At 54.1% G+C, this 22,130-nt stretch carries 22 protein-coding genes; 11 read left to right on the plus strand and 11 right to left on the minus strand.

The features are described from left to right. Positions 1-41 precede the first annotated feature (41 nt). Together OGY06_RS06950 and ybiJ are read left to right on the plus strand one after the other, a co-directional pair. Positions 42-308, plus strand: a complete 267-nt coding sequence (locus OGY06_RS06950) for a DksA/TraR family C4-type zinc finger protein (RefSeq protein ID WP_150344823.1) — start codon at positions 42-44, stop codon at positions 306-308. 300 nt (positions 309-608) lie between these two features. Further along, positions 609-869, plus strand: a complete 261-nt coding sequence (gene ybiJ, locus OGY06_RS06955) for a DUF1471 family protein YbiJ (RefSeq protein WP_003831561.1) — start codon at positions 609-611, stop codon at positions 867-869. A gap of 97 nt (positions 870-966) precedes the next feature. On the opposite strand, the gene OGY06_RS06960 is transcribed toward ybiJ, so the two are convergent. From OGY06_RS06960 to OGY06_RS06980, 5 genes are all read right to left on the minus strand, one after another. After that, positions 967-2,052 (minus strand): malate/lactate/ureidoglycolate dehydrogenase, encoded by a 1,086-nt coding sequence (locus OGY06_RS06960; RefSeq protein ID WP_164562980.1) that lies wholly within the window; start codon positions 2,050-2,052, stop codon positions 967-969. Positions 2,053-2,213: 161 nt separating this feature from the next. After that, complete coding sequence (gene ybiB / locus OGY06_RS06965) at positions 2,214-3,182, minus strand: DNA-binding protein YbiB (RefSeq protein WP_164562981.1); 969 nt, start codon at positions 3,180-3,182, stop codon at positions 2,214-2,216. A gap of 29 nt (positions 3,183-3,211) precedes the next feature. Then, a complete protein-coding gene (gene dinG, locus OGY06_RS06970; protein WP_071445151.1) occupies positions 3,212-5,362 on the minus strand; it encodes an ATP-dependent DNA helicase DinG in 2,151 nt (716 codons plus the stop codon). Positions 5,363-5,539: 177 nt separating this feature from the next. Continuing rightward, on the minus strand, positions 5,540-6,961 hold the full coding sequence (locus tag OGY06_RS06975) for a DASS family sodium-coupled anion symporter (RefSeq protein WP_003831557.1): 1,422 nt from the start codon (positions 6,959-6,961) through the stop codon (positions 5,540-5,542). 33 nt (positions 6,962-6,994) lie between these two features. Beyond that, positions 6,995-8,347, minus strand: a complete 1,353-nt coding sequence (locus OGY06_RS06980) for a class-II fumarase/aspartase family protein (protein ID WP_003831555.1) — start codon at positions 8,345-8,347, stop codon at positions 6,995-6,997. Positions 8,348-8,549: 202 nt separating this feature from the next. On the opposite strand from OGY06_RS06980, the gene OGY06_RS06985 reads away from it, so the two are divergent. Then, complete coding sequence (locus OGY06_RS06985; protein WP_003831553.1) at positions 8,550-9,284, plus strand: GntR family transcriptional regulator; 735 nt, start codon at positions 8,550-8,552, stop codon at positions 9,282-9,284. 68 nt (positions 9,285-9,352) lie between these two features. On the opposite strand, the gene rhlE is transcribed toward OGY06_RS06985, so the two are convergent. After that, positions 9,353-10,699, minus strand: a complete 1,347-nt coding sequence (rhlE, locus tag OGY06_RS06990) for an ATP-dependent RNA helicase RhlE (protein WP_286604994.1) — start codon at positions 10,697-10,699, stop codon at positions 9,353-9,355. 221 nt (positions 10,700-10,920) lie between these two features. Here rhlE and cecR point away from each other — a divergent pair, with 221 nt between their 5' ends. From cecR to OGY06_RS07015, 5 genes are all read left to right on the plus strand, one after another. Beyond that, complete coding sequence (cecR, locus tag OGY06_RS06995) at positions 10,921-11,598, plus strand: transcriptional regulator CecR (RefSeq protein ID WP_003831550.1); 678 nt, start codon at positions 10,921-10,923, stop codon at positions 11,596-11,598. Beyond that, positions 11,595-12,590, plus strand: a complete 996-nt coding sequence (hlyD, locus tag OGY06_RS07000) for a secretion protein HlyD (RefSeq protein ID WP_003831548.1) — start codon at positions 11,595-11,597, stop codon at positions 12,588-12,590. Before cecR ends, hlyD begins: the two co-directional genes overlap by 4 nt. Then, the gene (locus OGY06_RS07005; RefSeq protein ID WP_003831546.1) at positions 12,583-14,319 is read left to right on the plus strand and encodes an ATP-binding cassette domain-containing protein; all 1,737 of its coding nucleotides are present in this window, start codon (positions 12,583-12,585) and stop codon (positions 14,317-14,319) included. Before hlyD ends, OGY06_RS07005 begins: the two co-directional genes overlap by 8 nt. Next, complete coding sequence (locus OGY06_RS07010) at positions 14,312-15,445, plus strand: ABC transporter permease (protein WP_003831545.1); 1,134 nt, start codon at positions 14,312-14,314, stop codon at positions 15,443-15,445. Before OGY06_RS07005 ends, OGY06_RS07010 begins: the two co-directional genes overlap by 8 nt. Positions 15,446-15,560: 115 nt before the next feature. After that, positions 15,561-16,667, plus strand: a complete 1,107-nt coding sequence (locus OGY06_RS07015; RefSeq protein WP_063940663.1) for an ABC transporter permease — start codon at positions 15,561-15,563, stop codon at positions 16,665-16,667. Here OGY06_RS07015 and OGY06_RS07020 read toward each other — a convergent pair. Next, positions 16,629-17,039 (minus strand): YbhQ family protein, encoded by a 411-nt coding sequence (locus OGY06_RS07020; protein ID WP_003831542.1) that lies wholly within the window; start codon positions 17,037-17,039, stop codon positions 16,629-16,631. The genes OGY06_RS07015 and OGY06_RS07020 overlap by 39 nt on opposite strands. Positions 17,040-17,170: 131 nt before the next feature. Here OGY06_RS07020 and OGY06_RS07025 point away from each other — a divergent pair, with 131 nt between their 5' ends. The 3 genes from OGY06_RS07025 to OGY06_RS07035 are packed head-to-tail and all read left to right on the plus strand — an operon-like array spanning position 17,171 to position 20,132. Next, positions 17,171-17,932 (plus strand): endonuclease/exonuclease/phosphatase family protein, encoded by a 762-nt coding sequence (locus OGY06_RS07025; RefSeq protein ID WP_286604996.1) that lies wholly within the window; start codon positions 17,171-17,173, stop codon positions 17,930-17,932. Beyond that, on the plus strand, positions 17,929-19,170 hold the full coding sequence (gene clsB / locus OGY06_RS07030; RefSeq protein ID WP_003831540.1) for a cardiolipin synthase ClsB: 1,242 nt from the start codon (positions 17,929-17,931) through the stop codon (positions 19,168-19,170). Before OGY06_RS07025 ends, clsB begins: the two co-directional genes overlap by 4 nt. Continuing rightward, the gene (locus tag OGY06_RS07035) at positions 19,170-20,132 is read left to right on the plus strand and encodes a lysylphosphatidylglycerol synthase domain-containing protein (RefSeq protein WP_286604998.1); all 963 of its coding nucleotides are present in this window, start codon (positions 19,170-19,172) and stop codon (positions 20,130-20,132) included. The genes clsB and OGY06_RS07035 overlap by 1 nt, the downstream gene beginning before the upstream one ends. 72 nt (positions 20,133-20,204) lie before the next feature. Here the strand turns inward: OGY06_RS07035 and OGY06_RS07040 are convergent, their stop codons facing one another. Genes OGY06_RS07040 through moaC form a run of 4 tightly spaced genes read right to left on the minus strand, consistent with a single transcriptional unit; the run spans position 20,205 to position 22,128 of the window. Then, positions 20,205-20,909 (minus strand): Bax inhibitor-1/YccA family protein, encoded by a 705-nt coding sequence (locus OGY06_RS07040; RefSeq protein ID WP_003831536.1) that lies wholly within the window; start codon positions 20,907-20,909, stop codon positions 20,205-20,207. A gap of 41 nt (positions 20,910-20,950) precedes the next feature. Next, positions 20,951-21,403, minus strand: a complete 453-nt coding sequence (moaE, locus tag OGY06_RS07045; RefSeq protein WP_126318757.1) for a molybdopterin synthase catalytic subunit MoaE — start codon at positions 21,401-21,403, stop codon at positions 20,951-20,953. A 1-nt stretch (position 21,404) separates the two neighbouring features. After that, positions 21,405-21,650 (minus strand): molybdopterin synthase sulfur carrier subunit, encoded by a 246-nt coding sequence (gene moaD / locus OGY06_RS07050; RefSeq protein WP_048226032.1) that lies wholly within the window; start codon positions 21,648-21,650, stop codon positions 21,405-21,407. Next, positions 21,643-22,128 carry a cyclic pyranopterin monophosphate synthase MoaC gene (moaC, locus tag OGY06_RS07055; protein WP_003831529.1) on the minus strand — a complete coding sequence of 162 codons (486 nt, stop codon included), beginning with the start codon at positions 22,126-22,128 and terminating at the stop codon, positions 21,643-21,645. The genes moaD and moaC overlap by 8 nt, the downstream gene beginning before the upstream one ends. Positions 22,129-22,130 lie beyond the last annotated feature (2 nt).

Consider the following 22,130-nt stretch of genomic DNA (forward strand, 5'->3'; position numbering starts at 1 on the left):
CTTCGCTATACTTAGTCTGTAGACATCAGCAGGAGGTACACATGGCATCCGGATGGGCAAATGACGACGCGGTTAACGAACAGATCAACAATACTATTGAAGATGCTGTTGCCCGCGCTCGCGGTGAGTTACCGACAGGGGAAAGTCTGTATGAATGCGAAGAATGCGGCAATCCTATCCCTCAGGCCAGACGTGAGGCCGTGCCAGGGGTACGCTTGTGCATCGCCTGCCAACAGGATAAAGATTCACATAGCTCAGCATTTTCAGGATATAATCGCAGAGGTTCGAAAGACAGCCAGCTACGTTGACTTATCTTTACCAAAAGTTTCAGCGCATACGATTTCCTTTACGAGCACGATTTTTTGCACCCTGTGTAGCAAAATGTGCCGTTGTCGCCTTCTCTGTAAAGCGCAATGACAAGAACTGTAAATCCCTTACTCGAATTTATTAATATTCAATAAGTTATTTGTCATTCAATTTATTTGATTGATGTGGTCAATTCTATTCGATTTTCTCTCACCAAAAAAAACGTGATACTTATCACATCGACGGAACAACGTCTTCTTAAAGAACACTGACTAACAGAACAACCCTGCGAGAGATTAATCATGAAAAATATCAAATTTGCTGTTGCTGCCATCGCCCTGTCTACCCTGTCATTTGGCGTTTTCGCTGCCGAGCCGGTTTCCTCTACTCAGGCGCAAAACATGAACAAAATTGGTGTGGTATCTGCTGACGGCGCTACTACGCTGGACGGCCTGGAAGCCAAACTGGCTGAGAAAGCGAATGCAGCTGGCGCAACTGGCTACAGCATCACTTCCGCTATCGGCAAAGACAAAATGAGCGGCACCGCGGTTATCTATAAATAACCGAAAGATTACCTGTACGACCCAATGCTCCAACCCTCATTGACCCTGTTTGTTACCCTTTGTTTGCCCGTCCGCCACTGGACGGGCTTTTTTTTGCCTATTTTTCCAGCCGTTGACAGAATTCCTGCAACACGGTGTCTGGCATCCCAATTTGCAGTGCCGCCTCACAAATCGCTTGCCAGCTTCCGGCATCCAGCGGAATACCGTGTTCCAGCCGTTCCTCGCGAGTATTCACCTCCCACTCCCCAGGCAACAGGATCGGGGCATCTTCAGCATGCGGGGACGCTTTCACCCACTCAGCAAATGCCGCGACCTGGTTGTCGCAGTCCGGCGCGCCGAACAGTTGTGGATTCATAATGATGGTGGTCATACAGTTAATGATGGCGTCCGCGCTGGTCTGCAGGCTCTCTTCATGTGTGGTTTTACCGCCAGAAAGCGCACCGCCCATAATTTCGCACATCGCCGCCAGCGCATACCCCTTGTGCTCGGCAAAGGTCAGCAACGACCCCAGCGGAGAAACCTGCATTACCGCAGGATCGGTAGTGGGCACACCCTCCACATCAATCAGGCATCCTGGAGCCACCGGCTCGCCCTTATGCCATGCCACACGGGTTTTGCCAAACGCGATGGCGCTGGTTGCATAGTCCAGCAACAGTGGGAAGGTATCTTTACGCGGGAATACGACGCAGAAGGGATTGGTGCCAAAACGGCTATCGCGGCCATGAAACGGTGCGACCATCGGGATCCCCACCACATTCACAAAATGCACCGAGACAAAACCTGCTGCCGCACATTGCTCCGCCCAGTAGCCAATACGGCCGATATGGTGCGAATTATGTAATGCCACAGCGGCGATTCCGTACTGACGCGCCTTTTCGATTCCAAGCGTGATTGCCTCGTGCGCCGCCACCTGACCAAACGCACAGTCGCCGTCAAGCGTAATCACCGCCCCCGCATCTTTTACCACTTTGGCATGACGGTTGATCTGCAGATGCCCCTGCGAGAATGAGCGAATATAGCTTGGGATCATACCGATGCCATGGGAGTCGTGACCGGCGAGGTTAGAGGCTATCAGATGGTCGGCCACCAGCCGCGCCTCCTGATCATTGCTTCCCATCTGATGAAAAACGGCCTGGATAAAGGCGTGCAGCGTTGGCACATGGAAGCGATGTCCACTGTTCATTGTTATCTCCTTTGTGTCGCGTGTTTGTTGTGTTTCTTATTTTTCAACAAACTATGCTGCGCCACGGTGCGCTGGGGGTCAATAAACGTGCAGAAATTTCACATTGCCGAAAAGAGAGAACCGACAGGCCAGGCAACAGGCCCGTCGGGATAACAAATGGTTTAGAAACTTTGCTCGACGCGGGCAAGTCCTTCAGCCAGTGAGGCGGACTCACCGGTTGCCACCAGGCAGCAGGCCATCTGGATTTTCAACGATGCCGGAACAGGCTCGCTGCCAACCAGACAACGCTCAATCCAGCGCGCGGTGGTTTCCGGGTCTTTTGCTACCGGTAGCGGTACCGGCTCGTCAGGCATCTCGCTCTGTCGGTCTTGTAGCACTCGCACACCGGATGAATCGATCAGGCTTATCTGCGGGCAGCGCTGCGGGTTGGCATACACTTCGCCCTCGGTACCATGCATCAACAGGCCGCGCCCACCGATATCGCCGAAGAACTTCGCCACGCGCGAAACGTATTCCGGGTGGGACACGCTGGAAAGACGCAGCGCGGCATCTTCAGCAAACGGCGTGGCTAATTTAGCCAGCGTGTGCGCACTGTTACGCACACCCATGCGCCAGCGCATCGCCAGCTGTTTCTCCAGCGGAGGGCAAAGCGTGCTCACCGGAATAAACACCGGCTCATGACCATCCAGCTTTGCCTGCGCCTGCCCGGCATGCAGCGTTGGCGTAATTCCCATCAGTTCGAAAATGGTTTCAGTCAGCACGCGGGTCGGATCCTCGCTGACGCCGTGCACCACCACCGGGAAGCCAAGTTTATGCAATAAAATCGCCAGCAGCGGAGTCAAATTCGCCTGCTTGCGCGCACCATTGTAGCTGGGAATGACAATCGGCATGGGTTTGGCTACCGGCGGAGTCAGGCGAATGGTGTGGTTTTGCATCGCTTCGTAAAAGCCCAGCATCTCCGCTTCACCTTCGCCCTTGATACGTAGCGCAATCAGTACCCCGCCCATCTCGAGGTCAGGTACGTCGCCGTTCATCATATGGGTATACAGTCCGCGAGCGGTATCCTTGTCCAGGTCACGCGCGTGATTTTTTCCTCGCCCAATCTCTTTAATGATTTTGCGGTAATCCATCGATAACTCCTTGCCTGTTGCTCGCATCGTTAACGCCGACGGCGGCGCGTGGGTTTCGCTTTTTCTTTTGGTTTTACTATAACGTCTGGCACAGCAGGTTGCTCTATCGGAAATATGGGTAACGCGTTCAGTAAACGCTTGCCATAGCTTTTGGTCAATAAACGCTTGTCATAAATAACCACTTCTCCCCAGCAGCCATGGCTACGGATGAGTCGCCCAACCTGCTGGATCAAATTGAACGACGCCGCAGGCAGGCTCTGCACCTCGAAGGGGTAGCGGTTCAGGCTTTTCAACCACTCGCCCTCGGTGATCACCACCGGACTGTCGATAGGCGGAAAAGCAATTTTGTGAATATGCACCTGAGTCAGCAGATCGCCTTTCAAGTCCAGACCTTCAGCAAAAGATTGCAGCCCAACCAGCACGCTGCGCTCGCCGTTGGTCACCCGTTTGCGGTGCAACTCCACCAGACGGTAGCGCGGCTGATCGCCCTGCACCAACAACAGCAGGCGCAAATCGGTAACGTGCTCAAGAAAACGCTGCATCGCCCGACCGCTGGCAAAGAGTACCAGCATGCCCTGATGCTTTTTACTCTCCAGCTGTTCACGAAAATAGGCGGCCATTTCCGCGATATGCTGCTCTTCGTTATCAATTAACGGTTCATAGCGCATTTGCGGAATGACGATTTTGCCCTGTTCAACGTGATTAAACGGTGAATCCAGCGCGACAAACCGGTCTCCTGCTTTTTCCTTCAGACCGCTCATCTCCTGCAAACGCGAGAAGCTGTTGAGCGAGCGCAGCGTTGCGGAAGTGACAATAATATGCGGGACGCTACGCCACAGCAGTCGTTCTAGCTGATCGCTCACACGAATCCCCACGCAGTGGAACCAGACGTGGATCTGCCCGTCACGCACCTCGCGCGTCGCCCATTTACTTACCGGTGCACCTGACGACTGCGCGAGCGATGCTAGCCGCCACAGTTTGCTTTGCGCCTCAAACATGCCAAGCGCCCGGTTCATCTGCAAAATAACCCGATGCAGACGCACGATATCGTGAGTGCCGGTTTTTTCGCTGAGATCGTTGAGGAACAGTTCCGCCAGACCGCGCAGCATTTCTGTTAGCTTTGCCAGACGCTGACAAATCTCCATCACTTCCGTAGGCAATTCGCCCATCGCGAAGCGGTGTTCTGCCTCCTGGGTAGCGGGCATATACAGATTAAGAATGTTATTGAGCGATGAAATCAGCTCATACAGCTCCTCACAGTGACCGTTCAGACGCTCGGCATTTGCCAGTGGCGGCGTGGTCTTCGGGCGAAACTGCTCCAGGCAGGTAGCCACTAATTTGCAAAATAGATCCAACTGCAGTCGATACCAGGGGGCGCTGATTTCTGCGCTCATCTCCAGCGCATCGCGCGCGACATCCGGCAAATGGTGGCCTTCATCAAGTACCAGCAGTAGATTTTTCGGCTCCGGCAAAACGGCTTCGCTTTCCATGGCCGCCATTACCAGCGCATGATTAGCCACGACCACTTCAGCTTCCTGAATCTCCCGGCGGGCGACAAAAAAAGGGCATTCACGATAGTAGTGACAGTTGCGATTCAGACAGCTGGCTTTATCGGTGCTCAGACGCTGCCAGAGTCCGTCGTCGATAGCGATATCGGTGTGATCGCGCAGCCCGTCCCACTTGTAGCTGTCGAGATCGCCTTTTAGCCTGGCACAGCGCTTTTGTTCTTCCTGGTTGTTGGGCGTCAGGTCATCGTCGAGAAAAGCCAGCAGATCCTGCTGATTGGGTTCAGTGCTGGCCAGCGCCGCTAAGTTACGCGGGCAGACATAGCGTCCGCGACCAAACGCAGCGGTAAAACGCAGGTCGGGGATAATTTTGCGCAGCAGCGGTAAATCTTTGCTGTAGATCTGGTCCTGCAAAGCGACGTTGGCGGTACTGACCACCAGCGTTTTTTGTTCTTCACGCGCGATGGCAATACCGGGGATCAGATACGACAGGGTTTTCCCCACCCCGGTCGGTGCTTCAATCGCCAGATGTCGCCCTTCTTCCCCGGAGAGCGTTTTCGCGACGTCAGCAATCATCTGCCGCTGCGGCGCACGGGGGATAAAGTCGGGGATCTGTTCCTGAAGCGCCTTGTACCAGGCGGCGATTTGCGCTTTTAGCGCAGCCGTAAGTGCCATGAGAAAACCTGAAATACTGTATAAACAGCCACTATTGTGGCACATTTCAGGCGTTGGATGTACCTTTTTCCCCCATTCTGGAAAGCGCTTCGCAGCTCTGGCTTAAATTACCGGATGGCGGCTTACACCTTATCCGGCCTACAGTCAGGTACATTGCAGGCCGAATAAACGTGTCGGTTAATAGTATCCCAGCAGCTTCCACCACAGCATGCCCACTGCAAAAATGATAATCACATTTGCCGTTACCACACAGAGGTTAATTTTGTAAAAACGCGGTCGTTCAAAATAGCCCTGGGCAAAATAAATAGGACCAGGTCCGCCACCATACTCGGTATTCCCCCACATCAGATTACTAAAGATACCGAAGCAAATAGCAACCATCATCGGCGGTGCACCCGCAGCTATCGCCGTGGCCGCGAAAGGAGCATACAGCGCAGCTACGTGCCCGGTAGCCGTAGCAAAGAGATAGTGGACGTAAATGTAAAGGATCCCCAGCACAATAAAGGACTCAATCGCACCAAACCCTTGAATACCGCTGCCTAACTTTATTGTCATCCATTTAATAAAACCCAGATCGGCAAGTCCGGTCGCAAGGCTAATAATGACGCTAAACCAGATAACCGTATCCCAGGCTGCATGGTCATTAAGCAAACTTTTCCAGCTAACAGCACCCGAAGCAAACAGATAAGCAGCCAGCCCCAGCCCGACAGATGTGGCAGACAATCCAGTAATCAAACTGGTGCCCCAGCCAACCAGCGCCAGCACAAAACCAAACGCGACCTTTTTCTCGTTGCTGCTCATCGAACCGAGCTCACCGAGCGCCTGCTTACCCATCGCTTTTGCCTCTGGCGTACGCTTAAGCTCAGGATCCAATAATTTATAGACCAGTAGCGGCATCAGACAGAAACAAACCATCGCAGGGACTACTGCGGAAATAAACCATCCGCCCCAGGTTATCTCCATACCCAATGACGATTTCGCCAGGCTCGCTACCAGCGGATTCGCCGCCATCCCGGTGAGAAATATCGCCCCGGTAATCGGCGTAAACTGGAAGCACACCATGGTTAAGAAATCGCCAATACGTTTGCCCGTTACCCCTGGAGCGGAGCCCAACACATCATTGATGGAACGCGTGATGGGAAAAATTATGCCCCCGGACCGCGCAGTTACTGACGGCATTGCCGGGGCCATAATCAGATCGGAAACCCCCAGTGAGTAAGCAATACCCAGGCTGCTGCCGCCAAAGAGCGATAACATTTTATACGCAATACGTTTCCCCAGTCCTGACGTCACAAACCCCAGAGACAAGACGTAGGCGCAGAAAATGAGCCATACCGTACCGGACGCAAACCCTGACAGCGCCTTTGCCTCTGGTAACGTTTTGGTGAAAATAACCACGCAAAGTGCAATCAACATCACCGCCCCCGAAGGGAGCGGCTGAGTGAGAATGGCGGCAATGGTCGCGGCAAATATCGCGAACATATGCCAGGCCTGAGGCGTTAGACCATCAGGAACAGGATAAAACCAAATGATCGCGCCTATCGCCAGCGGTATCAGGAACGACAGAATGGATTTTCCCGTGACAGAATTCGTTGACATAAAAATATCCTTATTCCGTTAGCCCGAGAGCATTCATTTCCGCGACATGTATCTTGCTAATACCTGATCCACCATCGCCGGTGCCATTCCAAGGTAATTTGCCGGGTCGGTCAGTTTTTCAATCAACTGTGGGTCCAGTCGTTCAGAGACAGATGGCATCGCATTCAGCACATCAGCCAATCGTCCACCTTGTTCGTTGACGATACGACAGGCGTCATACACCACGTCATGTGCATCCTGACGACCAATATACGGAGCCAACCCCATCATGACCGCTTCAGCCACAATCAATCCGTTAGTCATGCCGAGGTTACGTTTCATCGCCTCTTCATCGACCACCAGCCCCGCCAGCATAAAGTTGGCCTGATGCAATGCCCCCGCGCTGAGAACGAAACTTTCCGGGATAGCAATCCATTCGGCATGCCACGGCCCGGTTGCGCGCTCCAGATCTTGCACCATCGCATCAAGCATCAACCCTGCCTGTTGGCGAACACCTTTGGCGCAGGCCAGCATCAGCTCGCTGGAAATAGGGTTGCGTTTCTGCGGCATGGTACTGCTGGCGCCACGCCCTTTAACAAACGGCTCATACAGTTCGCCAAACTCGTTTGCAGCCAGCAGCATTACGTCGTAGGCAATCTTGCCCAGCGACCCGGTAATCACCGCTAACAGGTTCACCGCTTCGGCAAAACCATCACGCGCGACGTGCCAGGTGGATGTTGGGACATTTAGCCCAAGCTCTTCCATCATCGCTTTTTGTACCGCGAGGCCTTTATCCCCCAGTGATGCCAGCGTACCGGCTGCCCCCGCAAATTCGCCGACCAATACACGAGGACGCGCCTGGGTAAGACGTTCCGCGTGGCGTTCAAACATATCCAGCCAGATGGCAGTTTTGTAGCCAAAGGTCACGGGCAAAGCCTGTTGTAAATGGGTTCGCCCGGCCATCGGCGTATCACGGTAGCGGCGTGAAAGATCGGCCAGCGTGGCGCGGAGTTTGTCCATATCGGACTCAATGAGCGCAAAAGCATCACGAATTTGCAGAACCACTGCGGTGTCCATAATGTCCTGAGTGGTGGCCCCCCAGTGCACATAACCTCCGGACTCGCCTGCCTGTTTAGAAATCTGGTGCACCAGCGGTAGGATCGGATAACCCACAATTTCGGTTTCATGGCGCAATAAATCAAAATCGAGCGTGTCAGCATTACATTTTTCTGCGATTTCCTGCGCCGCAGCCTCGGGTATCACACCGCAGCGTGCCTGGGCTTTGGCTAATGCCACTTCCACTTCCACGTATTTGCGTACCAGCTCGCGATCGTCAAACACCGCGCGCATCGCCGGTGTGCCGAAAGAATCCCTGAACAGAACAGAATCAAGTACATTCGAAGCCATAAATCCCCCTGGAAAATCTGATAATGATAAGATGCGTGTTTACGGCAGTTTGTTGGATATTCAAATGCCGCCACAATGTCCAGACATAAACAAATGTCCGTACATTTGAATGTACGGACATTTATAGTATTCATAAGAAATGTAGGGAATAGTCCGTACAAATTTTCGTGATAAAGATCACTAATATTTTGATGAAACTGCGATGAAAGAATCTCTGTACAAGCGAATAGCACGTGAACTGGCGCAGCAAATTGCGGTGGGAACTTTTGCCCCCGGTTCGCTGTTTCCTACGGAAATGGAACTGTGCGAAACATGGCAGGTCAGCCGCCACACCATGCGTGAGGCGTTAAGGGAATTAACAGAGCAAGGTCTGATATCACGGCGTAAAGGCGCGGGAACCCGCGTTTGCGAACCTAAGGCTAACGGCGTCAATCACCCGCTATCGCATCTTGAGGATCTGTTGCTGCTGGCCAAAAACAATCTGCGCGTCATCAAGAAAATCGATGAGATTGTGGCGGACATAGAGTTGTCCCAGATGATTGGCTGCCCGCCCGGTTCCCGTTGGCTGCACATTGCCAGCACTCGCGAAGATGCGCAAAACCCCGACGCGCCAATCTGCTGGACGGACAGTTATGCCAGCACGGATTACGCCAAACTGCGTACGTACATCCGTGACGACCCACACTCGTTAATCAGCGATTTGATCGAAACGCATTACGGTATTAAAAGCCATGAGGTGCATCAGACCATTACGGCTGTCGGCGTGCCCAAAAAGGTGGCAAAGATTCTCAATGTAGCACCTGATTCGCCAGCGATGAGAATCGTGCGTCGTTATCTGGACAGGGACGGGAAAGTATTTGAGACGACGATTTCGATTCACCCGGCAGGACGATATACCTGCTCAATCGTGCTGAAATCACAAAGTTCGGGGGAGTGATTGACCTATCCGGTCTACACAGTGTGTAGGCCGGATAGCGTGTTTATACTGCCATACAGCAAGGTGAATTACTGTGCTGCAGACGGTTTGCGCGGACGGCGCGGTGGACGAGGCTTATCGCCTACCGGTTTGCCTTCTCCGCTACGCGGTTTCGCTTTTGGCGCACCGCCATCCTGACGACGCGGCTGCTGGCCACGCCCTGCTCCGCCCTGCCCACGACCACCGCCGCCGCCACGCTGCTGACGACCGTTCTGGATCGGCTCAGCTTTAATGGACGGATCTGGCTCGTAGCCTGGCGTTGCAATACGCGGGATCTCTTTTTTCAGCAACTTCTCGATATCACGCAACAGCTTGTGTTCATCGACGCACACCAGAGACAACGCTTCGCCGGTAGCGGCCGCACGACCGGTACGACCAATGCGGTGCACGTAGTCTTCCGGGACATTTGGCAGCTCGTAGTTCACCACGTGCGGTAACTCTTCAATGTCCAGACCACGCGCGGCAATATCGGTCGCTACCAGCACGCGAATATCACCGGATTTAAAATCAGCCAGCGCACGCGTACGCGCACCCTGAGATTTATTACCGTGGATAGCCGCACTGCGGATGCCGTCTTTATTCAGCTGCTCTGCCAGATGGTTCGCGCCATGTTTGGTACGGGTAAACACCAGCACCTGCTGCCAGTTGCCCTGACCAATCATCTGCGACAGCAGTTCACGTTTACGTTTTTTATCAACGAAATGAACGTGCTGAGTAACCTGCTCTGACGCGGTATTACGACGCGCCACTTCAATTTCCAGCGGGTTGTGCAACAGTTTTTCGGCCAGCGATTTAATGTCATCAGAGAACGTTGCCGAGAACAGCAGGTTCTGACGTTTTGCCGGCAGTTTTGCCAGAACGCGACGAATATCGTGAATAAAGCCCATATCCAGCATGCGGTCAGCTTCATCCAGTACCAGGATCTCAACCTGATCCAGTTTCACCGCATTCTGGTGTTCCAGATCGAGCAAACGACCCGGAGTGGCGATCAGCACATCTACGCCGCCACGCAGCTTCATCATCTGCGGGTTAATACTGACGCCACCGAAGACCACCAGCGAGCGAATATTCAGATACTTACTGTAATCACGGACGTTTTCGCCAATCTGGGCCGCCAGTTCGCGGGTTGGCGTGAGGATCAGCGCACGAACCGGACGACGGCTTTTACCATGCGGCTGATTGGTGATCAGGTGCTGCAACAGCGGCAAGGTAAATCCTGCCGTTTTCCCCGTACCGGTCTGGGCGCTGGCCATCAGATCGCGGCCTTCCAGCACGGCAGGAATAGCCTGCTGCTGAATAGGGGTAGGTTCACGGTAACCCTGCTCGGCAACGGCACGTAAAATTTCAGGGTTTAAACCAAGGGAATTAAAAGACATAACAACTCCGAACCGCCCTGACCGTTACCGGTGTCGTTTTCAGGGAGATACATACAATAGAGATGACAAAAACCACAATGTCATGAAGGGGCGGAGTGTAGCAGTTTTTGTGATGTGCCGCATAAATTATCCCTTCACTGGAAAATAACGCTCCGGACTGGACAAGGCTACACATCAGTCATAATCTTAATCAATCGATTGATTAAGATCAGAGTCGTGCCATGAATACACCCACCATGACAACCAAAGGTGAACAGGCGAAGAACCAGCTCATTGCCGCCGCATTGGCGCAATTCGGCGAGTATGGTCTGCACGCCACGACGCGCGATATAGCTGCACAGGCCGGGCAAAACATTGCGGCTATCACCTACTATTTTGGCTCAAAAGAGGATTTATATCTCGCCTGCGCCCAGTGGATTGCGGATTTTATCGGTGCACAGTTTCGCCCGCACGCTGAAGAGGCCGAGCGTTTATTCGCCCAACCAGAGCCGGACCGTGGCGCGATGCGCGAACTGATCCTGCGCGCCTGCAAAAATATGATCATGCTGTTAACTCAGGACGACACCGTTAACCTGAGCAAATTTATCTCGCGTGAACAGCTTTCCCCCACCGCGGCTTATCAACTGGTGCACGACCAGGTTATCAATCCGCTGCATACACATCTGACGCGCCTGATTGCCGCCTATACGGGCGGCGATGCCAATGATACCCAAATGATTCTGCACACCCACGCCATTCTCGGCGAGGTGCTGGCTTTTCGTCTGGGGAAAGAAACCATTCTGTTACGTACGGGCTGGTCACAATTTGATGAGGATAAAACCGCGCTGATTGACCAAACGATCACCTGTCACATCGATCTTATTCTGCAAGGTTTAACGCAAAGGAGTCTGGAGTCATGAAAAAACCTGTCGTTCTCGGGCTGGTTATCGCGGCCCTCGTTGCCGTGATTGCCGGTGGAACGTGGTGGTATCAAAGTCGGCAAGATAATGGTTTAACACTGTACGGCAATGTCGATATCCGTAGCGTCAACCTGAGTTTTCGCGTCGGCGGCAGGCTGGCCTCGCTGGCGGTTGACGAAGGCGATGCCATTACCGCCGGTCAGGTGCTGGGTGAACTGGACCGCGCACCGTATGAAAACGCATTGATGCAGGCAAAAGCCAACGTTGCCGCCGCACAGGCACAATACGATCTGATGCTGGCAGGGTATCGCGAAGAAGAGATCGCGCAAACCGCGGCAGCAGTCAAACAGGCGCAGGCCGCCTATGATTACGCGCAGAACTTTTACAATCGGCAGGTCGGATTGTGGAAAAGCCGCACCATTTCTGCCAACGATCTGGAAAACGCCCGTTCATCTCGCGATCAGGCGTTAGCTTCGCTTAAATCCGCACAGGATAAACTCACGCAATATCGCAGCGGTAATCGTGTGCAGGACATCGAGCAGGCGAAAGCCACGCTCGAACAAGCTCAGGCCGAGCTGGCACAGGCAGAGCTTAATTTGCATGACACCACGCTGACCTCGCCGTCTGACGGCACGCTTCTCACCCGTGCGGTTGAACCCGGCAGCATGCTGAACGAAGGGGGCACAGTACTGACGCTGTCGCTCACGCGTCCGGTTTGGGTTCGTGCTTACGTTGACGAACGAAATCTGAGCCAGGCGCAGCCAGGACGTGAGATCCTGCTCTATACCGATGGCCGACCGGACAAACCGTATCACGGCAAAATCGGCTTCGTTTCTCCTACCGCCGAATTTACCCCGAAAACGGTCGAGACTCCTGACCTGCGTACCGACCTGGTTTATCGCCTGCGAATTGTCGTCACCGACGCGGACGATTCGCTGCGCCAGGGAATGCCGGTAACGATTAAGTTTGGCGATGAGGCACGGCATGAATGACGCCGTCATTACGCTAAAAGGGCTGACGAAAAACTTTGCCGGAATGGAAAAGCCGGCCGTCGCCCCGCTCGACTGTACCGTTCATGCGGGCTACGTGACCGGACTTGTCGGGCCTGACGGCGCGGGCAAAACCACGCTGATGCGAATGCTGGCGGGATTATTAAAACCTGATGCCGGAAGTGCTGCGGTGATTGGTTTTGACCCCATCAAAGACGACAGCGCGCTGCATGCGGTGCTCGGCTATATGCCGCAGAAATTTGGTCTGTACGAAGATTTAACCGTCATGGAGAACCTCAATCTCTATGCCGACTTACGCAGCGTCACCGGTGAAGCGCGAGAAAAAACCTTTGCCCGGCTCCTGGAATTCACCTCGCTGGGACCATTTACCGGACGACTGGCTGGCAAGCTTTCTGGCGGCATGAAGCAGAAGCTCGGGCTTGCCTGTACGCTGGTTGGCGAACCCAAAGTGTTGCTGCTGGATGAGCCAGGCGTGGGTGTCGACCCTATTTCCCGTCGCGAACTGTGGCAAATGGTCCACGAGCTGGCCGGGGACGGCATGCTGATCCTCTGGAGTACGTCGTATCTGGATGAAGCAGAGCAATGCCGTGATGTGCTGCTGATGAACGAAGGTGAGCTGTTATACCAGGGCGATCCTACTCAGCTTACGCAAACCATGGCGGGTCGCAGCTTCCTGATGAGCAGTCCACAGGAAAACAACCGCCGACTGCTGCAACGCGCGTTAAAACTGCCGCTGGTCAGCGACGGAATGATTCAGGGTAAATCCGTCCGTTTAATCCTGAAAAAAGAGGCTACTGCTCAGCAGATCCAAAACGCTGACGGCATGCCGGAGATAACCATCAACGAAACAGCCCCCCGCTTCGAAGATGCTTTTATCGATTTACTCGGCGGAGCCGGAACATCGGAGTCCCCGCTGGGCGCTATCCTGCATACCGTGGAAGGCACGCCTGGTGAAACGGTGATCGAAGCCAAAGCGTTGACCAAGAAATTTGGCGATTTTGCCGCTACCGACCACGTAGACTTTGCCGTGCAGCGCGGCGAGATTTTTGGTCTGTTAGGCCCTAATGGCGCTGGCAAATCCACCACCTTTAAAATGATGTGCGGCCTGCTGGTCCCCACTTCCGGCAAAGCGCTGGTGCTGGATATGGACCTGAAAGTCAGCTCCGGCAAAGCGCGTCAGCATCTGGGCTATATGGCGCAGAAATTCTCCCTGTACGGTAACCTGACGGTTGAACAGAATCTCCGCTTTTTCTCCGGCGTCTACGGCCTGCGCGGTCGGGCGCAGAAAGAGAAAATCGATCGTATGAGCGAGGCATTTGGCCTGAAAAGTATCGCCTCCCACGCCACCGACGAACTGCCGCTGGGCTTTAAGCAGCGTCTGGCGCTGGCCTGCTCGCTGATGCATGAACCCGACATTCTGTTCCTTGATGAACCCACTTCCGGGGTCGATCCTCTTACCCGCCGCGAGTTCTGGTTGCATATCAACAGCATGGTGGAAAAAGGCGTCACGGTGATGGTGACCACCCACTTTATGGATGAGGCGGAATACTGCGATCGCATCGGGTTGGTATATCGCGGCAAGCTGATTGCCAGCGGTACGCCAGACGACCTGAAGGCTCAGGCTGCCGACAGCGACACGCCGGACCCGACCATGGAACAGGCGTTCATCACGCTAATCAATGACTGGGATAAGGAGCATACGCATGAGTAACTCCGCTCTCTCCTGGCGTCGCGTACGTGCGCTTTGCGTGAAAGAGACGCGCCAGATCGTCCGCGATCCCAGCAGTTGGCTGATTGCGGTGGTGATCCCGCTGCTACTGCTGTTTATCTTCGGCTACGGGATCAACCTCGACTCCAGCAAGCTGCGGGTAGGGATTTTGCTTGAACAGCAGAGTGAAGAGGCGCTGGATTTTACCCATACCATGACCGGTTCGCCGTATATTGACGCCACCATCAGCGATAATCGCCAGGAACTGATTGAGAAAATGCAGGCCGGGCGCATTCGCGGGCTGGTGGTGATCCCGGTGGATTTTGCCCAGCAGATGGCACGACCCAATGACGTGGCACCGATCCAGGTGATCACCGACGGCAGCGAACCCAATACCGCCAACTTTGTGCAGGGTTATGTCGAAGGCATCTGGCAAATCTGGCAGCAACAGCGGGCAGAAGATCGTGGGGAATCGTTCAAACCATTGATCGACGTGCAGACCCGTTACTGGTTTAACCCGGCGGCCATCAGCCAGCACTTTATTATTCCCGGGGCGGTCACCATCATCATGACGGTCATTGGCGCCATCCTCACCTCATTAGTGGTGGCGCGCGAATGGGAGCGCGGCACCATGGAAGCGCTGCTGTCTACCGAAGTCACCCGCGTCGAGCTGCTGCTGTGCAAACTGATCCCGTATTACTTTCTGGGCATGCTGGCGATGCTGCTGTGTATGCTGGTGTCGGTGTTTATTCTTGGCGTGCCCTACCGTGGCTCGTTGCTGATCCTGTTTTTCATTACCAGCCTGTTTCTGCTCAGTACGCTGGGTATGGGGTTGCTTATTTCCACCATCACCCGCAACCAGTTTAACGCCGCGCAGGTCGCGCTGAACGCCGCCTTCCTGCCCTCTATTATGCTGTCGGGTTTTATCTTCCAGATAGACAGCATGCCCGCGATTATCCGGGCGGTAACCTACATTATTCCGGCGCGTTATTTCGTCAGTACCCTGCAAAGCCTGTTCCTGGCGGGAAATATTCCGGTGGTGCTGATTATCAACGTGCTGTTTTTAATCGCTTCGGCGGTGATGTTTATTGGCCTGACGTGGCTTAAAACCAAACGTCGGCTGGATTAAATATGTGTATGGATAATTGTAGCCGTAGGCCGGATAAGGCGTTCACGTCGCCATCCGGCATTATGCCTGATGCGCTTTGCTTATCAGGCCTACAAACTGGACTGAGAGGACGGGCATGTTTCATCGCTTATGGACATTAATTCGCAAAGAGCTGCAATCGCTATTACGCGAACCGCAGACGCGAGCCATTCTGATTTTACCGGTGCTGATTCAGGTTATCCTGTTCCCGTTCGCGGCAACGCTGGAAGTCACCAACGCCACTATCGCTATCTATAACGAAGACAACGGTAAACATTCGGTTGAGCTTACCCAGCGCTTCGCCCGCGCCAGCGCCTTTACGCATGTTCTGCTGCTGAAAAGCCCGCAGGAGATCCAGCCCACCATCGACACGCAAAAAGCCCTGCTGTTGGTGCGTTTCCCGGCTAACTTTTCGCGTAATCTGGATACCTTCCAGCAGGCACCCATGCAGATTATCCTCGACGGGCGCAACTCAAACAGCGCGCAAATTGCCGCGAATTACCTGCAGCAAATCGTTAAGGAGTATCAGCAGGAGCTGATGGACGGCAAGCCGAAACCGAACAACAGTGAGCTGGTAGTGCGTAACTGGTACAACCCGAATCTGGATTACAAATGGTTTGTGGTTCCGTCGCTGATCGCCATGATCACCACCATCGGCGTAATGATCGTCACCTCGCTCTCGGTTGCCCGCGAGCGTGAGCAAGGCACACTGGATCAACTGCTGGTTTCCCCGCTGACCACCTGGCAGATTTTTATCGGTAAAGCGGTGCCCGCGCTAATTGTGGCTACTTTTCAGGCCACCATTGTGCTGGCGATCGGTATCTGGGCTTATCACATTCCGTTTGCCGGTTCATTGGGGCTGTTCTATTTCACAATGGTGATTTACGGGCTGTCGCTGGTTGGCTTTGGTCTGCTGATTTCGTCACTGTGCGCCACCCAGCAGCAGGCGTTTATCGGCGTGTTTGTGTTTATGATGCCGGCGATTTTACTCTCGGGCTACGTCTCACCGGTCGAAAACATGCCGGTCTGGTTGCAGAATCTGACGTGGATAAACCCGATCCGCCATTTTACGGACATCACGAAACAAATTTACCTGAAAGATGCGAGTATGAAGATTGTCTGGGGAAGCTTGTGGCCGCTGTTGGTGATAGCGGCCACGACCGGCTCAGCGGCGTATGCGATGTTTAGACGCAAGGTGATGTAGCTTTTTGTCTTTCGCCAGCAGCGAGACCACGGCGGGTCCGGCAAGGATTACCAGCCCCGCCAGTGCCAGCAAGACGTTGTTTTGCAGCACACGCGACAGCAGCCACAGCACGATCATTGCGGCACCGAAATACCACGTCGTGGTCAACTCTTCCAGCACATCAGCCACGTCGCGCCAGCGCTGTTCGTGGTGACGTTGCAATGCCAGCATCAATAAAACCGTAACGCCGTACACGACGCACAATCCCAGGCCGACATGCACCAGTCTGCCGCTCATCCAGCCCATTACCAGCAACGCCACTACCAGTAAATGCAACACTATCTGCCAGCAACTTAGACCCGTTGCGACACGAACACGTTGTTGCCACCTCATGGCTATTCTCCTGAAGGATTTTCGACTAATTGTTCAGAGTACCGGACTTTACGGAAAATTCCGCAACACCGCATCTTTTTGTGACGACGACTACACTATTTTATTTAGGAAGTGACGCCATCGGGAGGCTCATGAGCGGATCGGGAGTTCAATTTTCATTCAATGTGCTCACCATTAATACTCACAAAGGGTTCACCGCCTTCAACCGGCGTTTTATTTTGCCTGAGCTACGGGAGGCCGTCAGAACGGTTGGTGCAGACATTGTATGTCTGCAGGAAGTCATGGGCGCACACGAAGCGCATTCGCTGCACATTGATAACTGGCCGGATACCAGCCATTACGAATTTCTGGCGGACACCATGTGGAGCGACTTCGCCTACGGGCGTAACGCCGTGTACCCGCAGGGACATCATGGTAATGCGGTGCTGTCGCGGTATCCCATTGAGCATTATGAAAATCGTGATGTGTCAGTCGGCGCGAGTGAAAAGCGCGGAGTCCTTTATTGCCGAATCGTACCGCCAATGCTCCCCCACCCCATTCATGTGATGTGTGTGCATCTCGGCCTGCGTGAAGCTCACCGCCAGACCCAGCTCGCTATGCTGGCAGACTGGGTTAACGCCCTACCCAACGCGGAGCCCGTAGTGATTGCCGGAGATTTTAATGACTGGCGGCAAACGGCCAATCGCCCGTTGAAAGCCAAAGCTGGCCTTGACGAGATTTTTACTCGCACCCACGGCCGCCCGGCGCGAACGTTTCCGGTGCAGTTTCCCCTGCTGCGTCTGGACAGGATCTATGTGAAAAACGCGAATGCCAGTACCCCAACGACGCTGGCGCTGCGTCACTGGCGACATTTGTCCGATCATGCCCCCCTGAATGCGGAGATTCATTTATGAAATATGGCTGGCGTGAAGGCAATCAAATTCAACTGCTGGAAAATGGCGATCAATTCTACCCCGCCGTCTTTGACGCCATTGAGCAGGCAGAGCAAAAAATTATCCTTGAGACCTTTATCTGGTTTGAAGATGCGGTCGGAAAACGGCTGCATGCCGCGTTGCTCGAAGCCGCCCGGCGAGGCATCAAAGCAGAGGTGCTGCTGGATGGCTACGGTTCGCCGGATCTGAGCGACAGTTTTGTTGAAGAGCTGACCGTAGCCGGCATTGTTTTCCGCTACTACGATCCGCGCCCGCGCCTGTTCGGTATGCGCACCAATCTCTTTCGCCGTATGCATCGAAAAATAGTGGTCATTGATGACCGTGTTGCCTTTGTCGGCGGCATCAATTACTCCGCTGAACATATGTCTGATTACGGCCCGGAGGCCAAACAGGATTACGCCGTGCGCGTTGAAGGTCCAGTCGTAGCCGACATCCTAAGATTCGTGCTGGAAAACTTGCCCGGACAGAGCGCCGTACGACGCTGGTGGCGACGTCATCACCGGGCAATCGACAATCATCGCCCCGGCGAAGCGCAGGCGCTGTTTGTCTGGCGCGATAACGAAGAGCATCGCGATGATATTGAACGCCACTATCTTAAAATGCTGACCCAGGCCCGACGGGAAGTGATCATTGCCAATGCCTATTTCTTTCCCGGTTATCGCCTGCTGCATGCCCTGCGTAAAGCAGCACGACGCGGCGTTCGGGTAAAACTCATTGTGCAGGGTGAACCGGATATGCCGATTGTGAAAGTGGGTGCCCGCCTACTGTACAACTATCTGGTTAAAGGTGGCGTCCATGTCTACGAATACCGCCGTAAACCTCTGCATGGCAAAGTAGCGCTGATGGACGATCACTGGGCGACGGTGGGCTCCAGCAATCTTGATCCGCTGAGCCTGTCGCTGAATCTGGAAGCGAATCTGATTATTCATGACCGCACGTTTAACCAGACCCTGCGCGACAACCTGAACCCTATTATTGCGCAGGACTGCAAACGGGTTGATGAATCCATGCTGCCAAAACGCACCTGGTGGAACCTGACTAAGAGCGTGCTGGCCTTCCACTTTTTACGCCACTTCCCGGCGCTGGTCGGCTGGCTTCCGGCGCATACCCCGCACCTGGCCGAGATAGAGCCGCCCGCGCAGCCCGCTCTGGAAACTCAGGACCGTATACAAACTGAGGATGCAGGAGGGAAAACCTGATGGCAAAAAATCACCGACGCTGGCGGTTAGCGAAAAAGATCCTCACATGGTTATTTTTTATTGCGGTGATCGTGTTGCTGGTCGTTTATGCCAGCAAAGTCAACTGGCAGGAAGTGTGGACGGTAATTCGCGATTACAACCGGATCGCCCTGCTCAGCGCCGTGGGGTTGGTGATCGTCAGTTATTTACTTTACGGTTGTTATGATCTGCTCGGGCGCTACTACTGCGGTCACAAACTGGCAAAACGCCAGGTCATATTGGTGTCGTTTATCTGTTACGCGTTCAACCTGACGTTAAGCACCTGGGTGGGCGGTATTGGGATGCGATATCGGCTCTACTCGCGTCTCGGGTTGTCGGGGGGCACAATAACGCGGATTTTTTCGCTGAGCATTACCACTAACTGGCTGGGCTATATTCTGCTGGGCGGTTTTATATTTACCTTCGGCGTCGTCGAACTGCCCGCTCACTGGTATATCGATGAAGGCACATTGCGCATTTTAGGCATAGCGCTGCTGCTGATTATTGTTGTTTATCTGTGGTTTTGCACCTTCGCTAAACATCGTCACATCACCATCAAGGGCCAAAAGCTGGTGCTCCCCTCCTGGAAATTTGCCCTCGCGCAGATGGCGATATCCGGGACTAACTGGATGGTAATGGGGGCGATTATCTGGTTGTTGCTGGGCCAGAACATCAACTATTTCTTCGTGCTGGGCGTGCTGCTGGTAAGCAGTATTGCCGGGGTTATTGTGCATATTCCGGCGGGGATCGGCGTGCTGGAGGCGGTGTTTATGGCGCTGCTGGCGGGAGAGAATACGTCTCAGGGCACGATCATTGCTGCCCTGCTCGCGTATCGCGTGCTGTACTATTTTATTCCGCTATTGCTGGCGCTGATGTGTTATTTGCTGTTGGAGAGTCGGGCGAAAAAGCTACGGGCAAAGAACGAGAAGGCGATGGCGAAATGAGGATGTATATAGTGCCGGATGCGGCGTAACGCCTTATCCGGCCTACTTTTTATACCATCCGGCAACAGACAATTAACGACGATTGCCGAAAATACGCAGCAGCATCAGGAACAGGTTGATGAAGTCCAGATACAGCGTTAGGGCCCCAAGAATCGCGTATTTACGCAGATTGGAGCTGTCGCGCAGGTCGATCTGCTCACCGATATTTTTCAGCTTCTGCGTGTCATAGGCGGTCAGACCGACAAACACTATCACCCCGATATAGGTCACCGCCCACATCAGCGCTTCGCTCTTCAGCCAGAAGTTAACCAGCGAAGCCAGCACAATACCGATCAGCGCCATAAACAGCATATTGCCGAAGCCGCTCAGATCGCGCTTGGTGGTGTAGCCATACAAACTCATGATCCCGAACATCCCACCAGTGACCACGAAGGTGCTGGCGATAGACGAGTAGGTATAGACAATAAAGATGCTTGATAGCGTCAACCCGGTTAATGCCGAATAGAGCATAAACAGCGTGGTCGCCATACCCGCGCTCAGCCTTTGCACCATGCCGGACAGGACAAACACCAGCGCCAGTTGAGCGATGATCAGGCCAAAGAAGGTGATTTTGCTGGAGAAGACAAACATCATCACCGCGGGCGTATTTGCCGCATACCAGGCGATAAACGCCGTCAGCAACAGTCCACAGGTCATCCAGCCGTACACCTGCGCCATATACGTTTGCAGGCCGGAACGGGCCTGTACAATAGAATCGGATCGTGGGAATCGGTCCATGACAATCTCCTGAATCAGTATGAGCCTACAACAATTGTACTCTACCAGCGTTTTGCTGCTAGCTTATCGCTGTCGCGGGCATCAACCCAGCGCTCACCTTCCGGCGTAGCCTCGCGCTTCCAGAACGGCGCGCGGGTTTTCAGGTAATCCATAATGAACTGCCCGGCATCAAACGCGCTGCTGCGATGCGCGCTGGTTACGCCAACAAAAACGATTTCGTCACCCGGCCACAGTTCGCCAATGCGATGAATCACCGTCACCCGACCCAGCGGCCAGCGCGAACGCGCTTCGTCGACAATCTCCGCCAGCGCTTTTTCGGTCATTCCCGGATAGTGTTCCAGCGTTAACGCCTGCACGCTGTCACCGAGATTGTGATTGCGCACTTTACCGGTGAAAGTGACGACCGCGCCGTCTTCATCGCGCTCTGCCAGCCAGGGATACTCATCCCCGACGCTGAACGGCGCATGGCCAACAACAATTCGCGTTTCAGCCATTTTAGCCTCCGGTTACCGGCGGGAAGAAAGCGACTTCATCACCCGCGTTAAGAGGATGGTCAAAACTGACCAGCGTCTGATTCACCGCCGCCAGCAGCTTGCCGTCTTCCAGCGCCAGCGCCCAGCGATCGCTTTGCGCCGCCAGATGCTTGCGCAGCGCTTCTACCGTTGCAAACCCGGCGGCAACTTCTAACGCATCGGTGTTCACCAGTTCCCGTACCTGAGCAAAGAAAAGAACCTTAATCATGTGCATCCACCTTAAAATCACCCGATTTGCCGCCGCTTTTTGCCAGCAAACGCACCGGACCAATCACCATATCCTTTTGCACCGCTTTGCACATATCGTAGATGGTCAACGCCGCCACGGAGGCTGCCGTTAACGCTTCCATTTCAACGCCGGTTTTACCGGTCAGGCGACACAGCGTTTCAATGCGCACGCGGTTGTGCTCCGGTTCGGCGTGAAGATTGACTTCGACCTTGCTCAGCATCAGCGGGTGACACAGTGGGATAAGATCCCAGGTGCGTTTGGCAGCCTGAATACCGGCAATACGCGCCGTGGCGAAAACGTCACCTTTATGGTGGCTGCCGTCGATGATCATCGCCAGCGTTTCGCTATGCATGGTTACGAATGCTTCTGCACGCGCCTCGCGTACGGTTTCCGCTTTGGCGGAGACATCCACCATATGCGCTTCGCCAGCGGCGTTAATATGAGTCAGTTGCGACATAC

The sequence above is a fragment of the Citrobacter sp. Cpo147 genome, from assembly GCF_030332405.1.
In the GTDB taxonomy this organism is placed as follows: domain Bacteria; phylum Pseudomonadota; class Gammaproteobacteria; order Enterobacterales; family Enterobacteriaceae; genus Citrobacter; species Citrobacter portucalensis.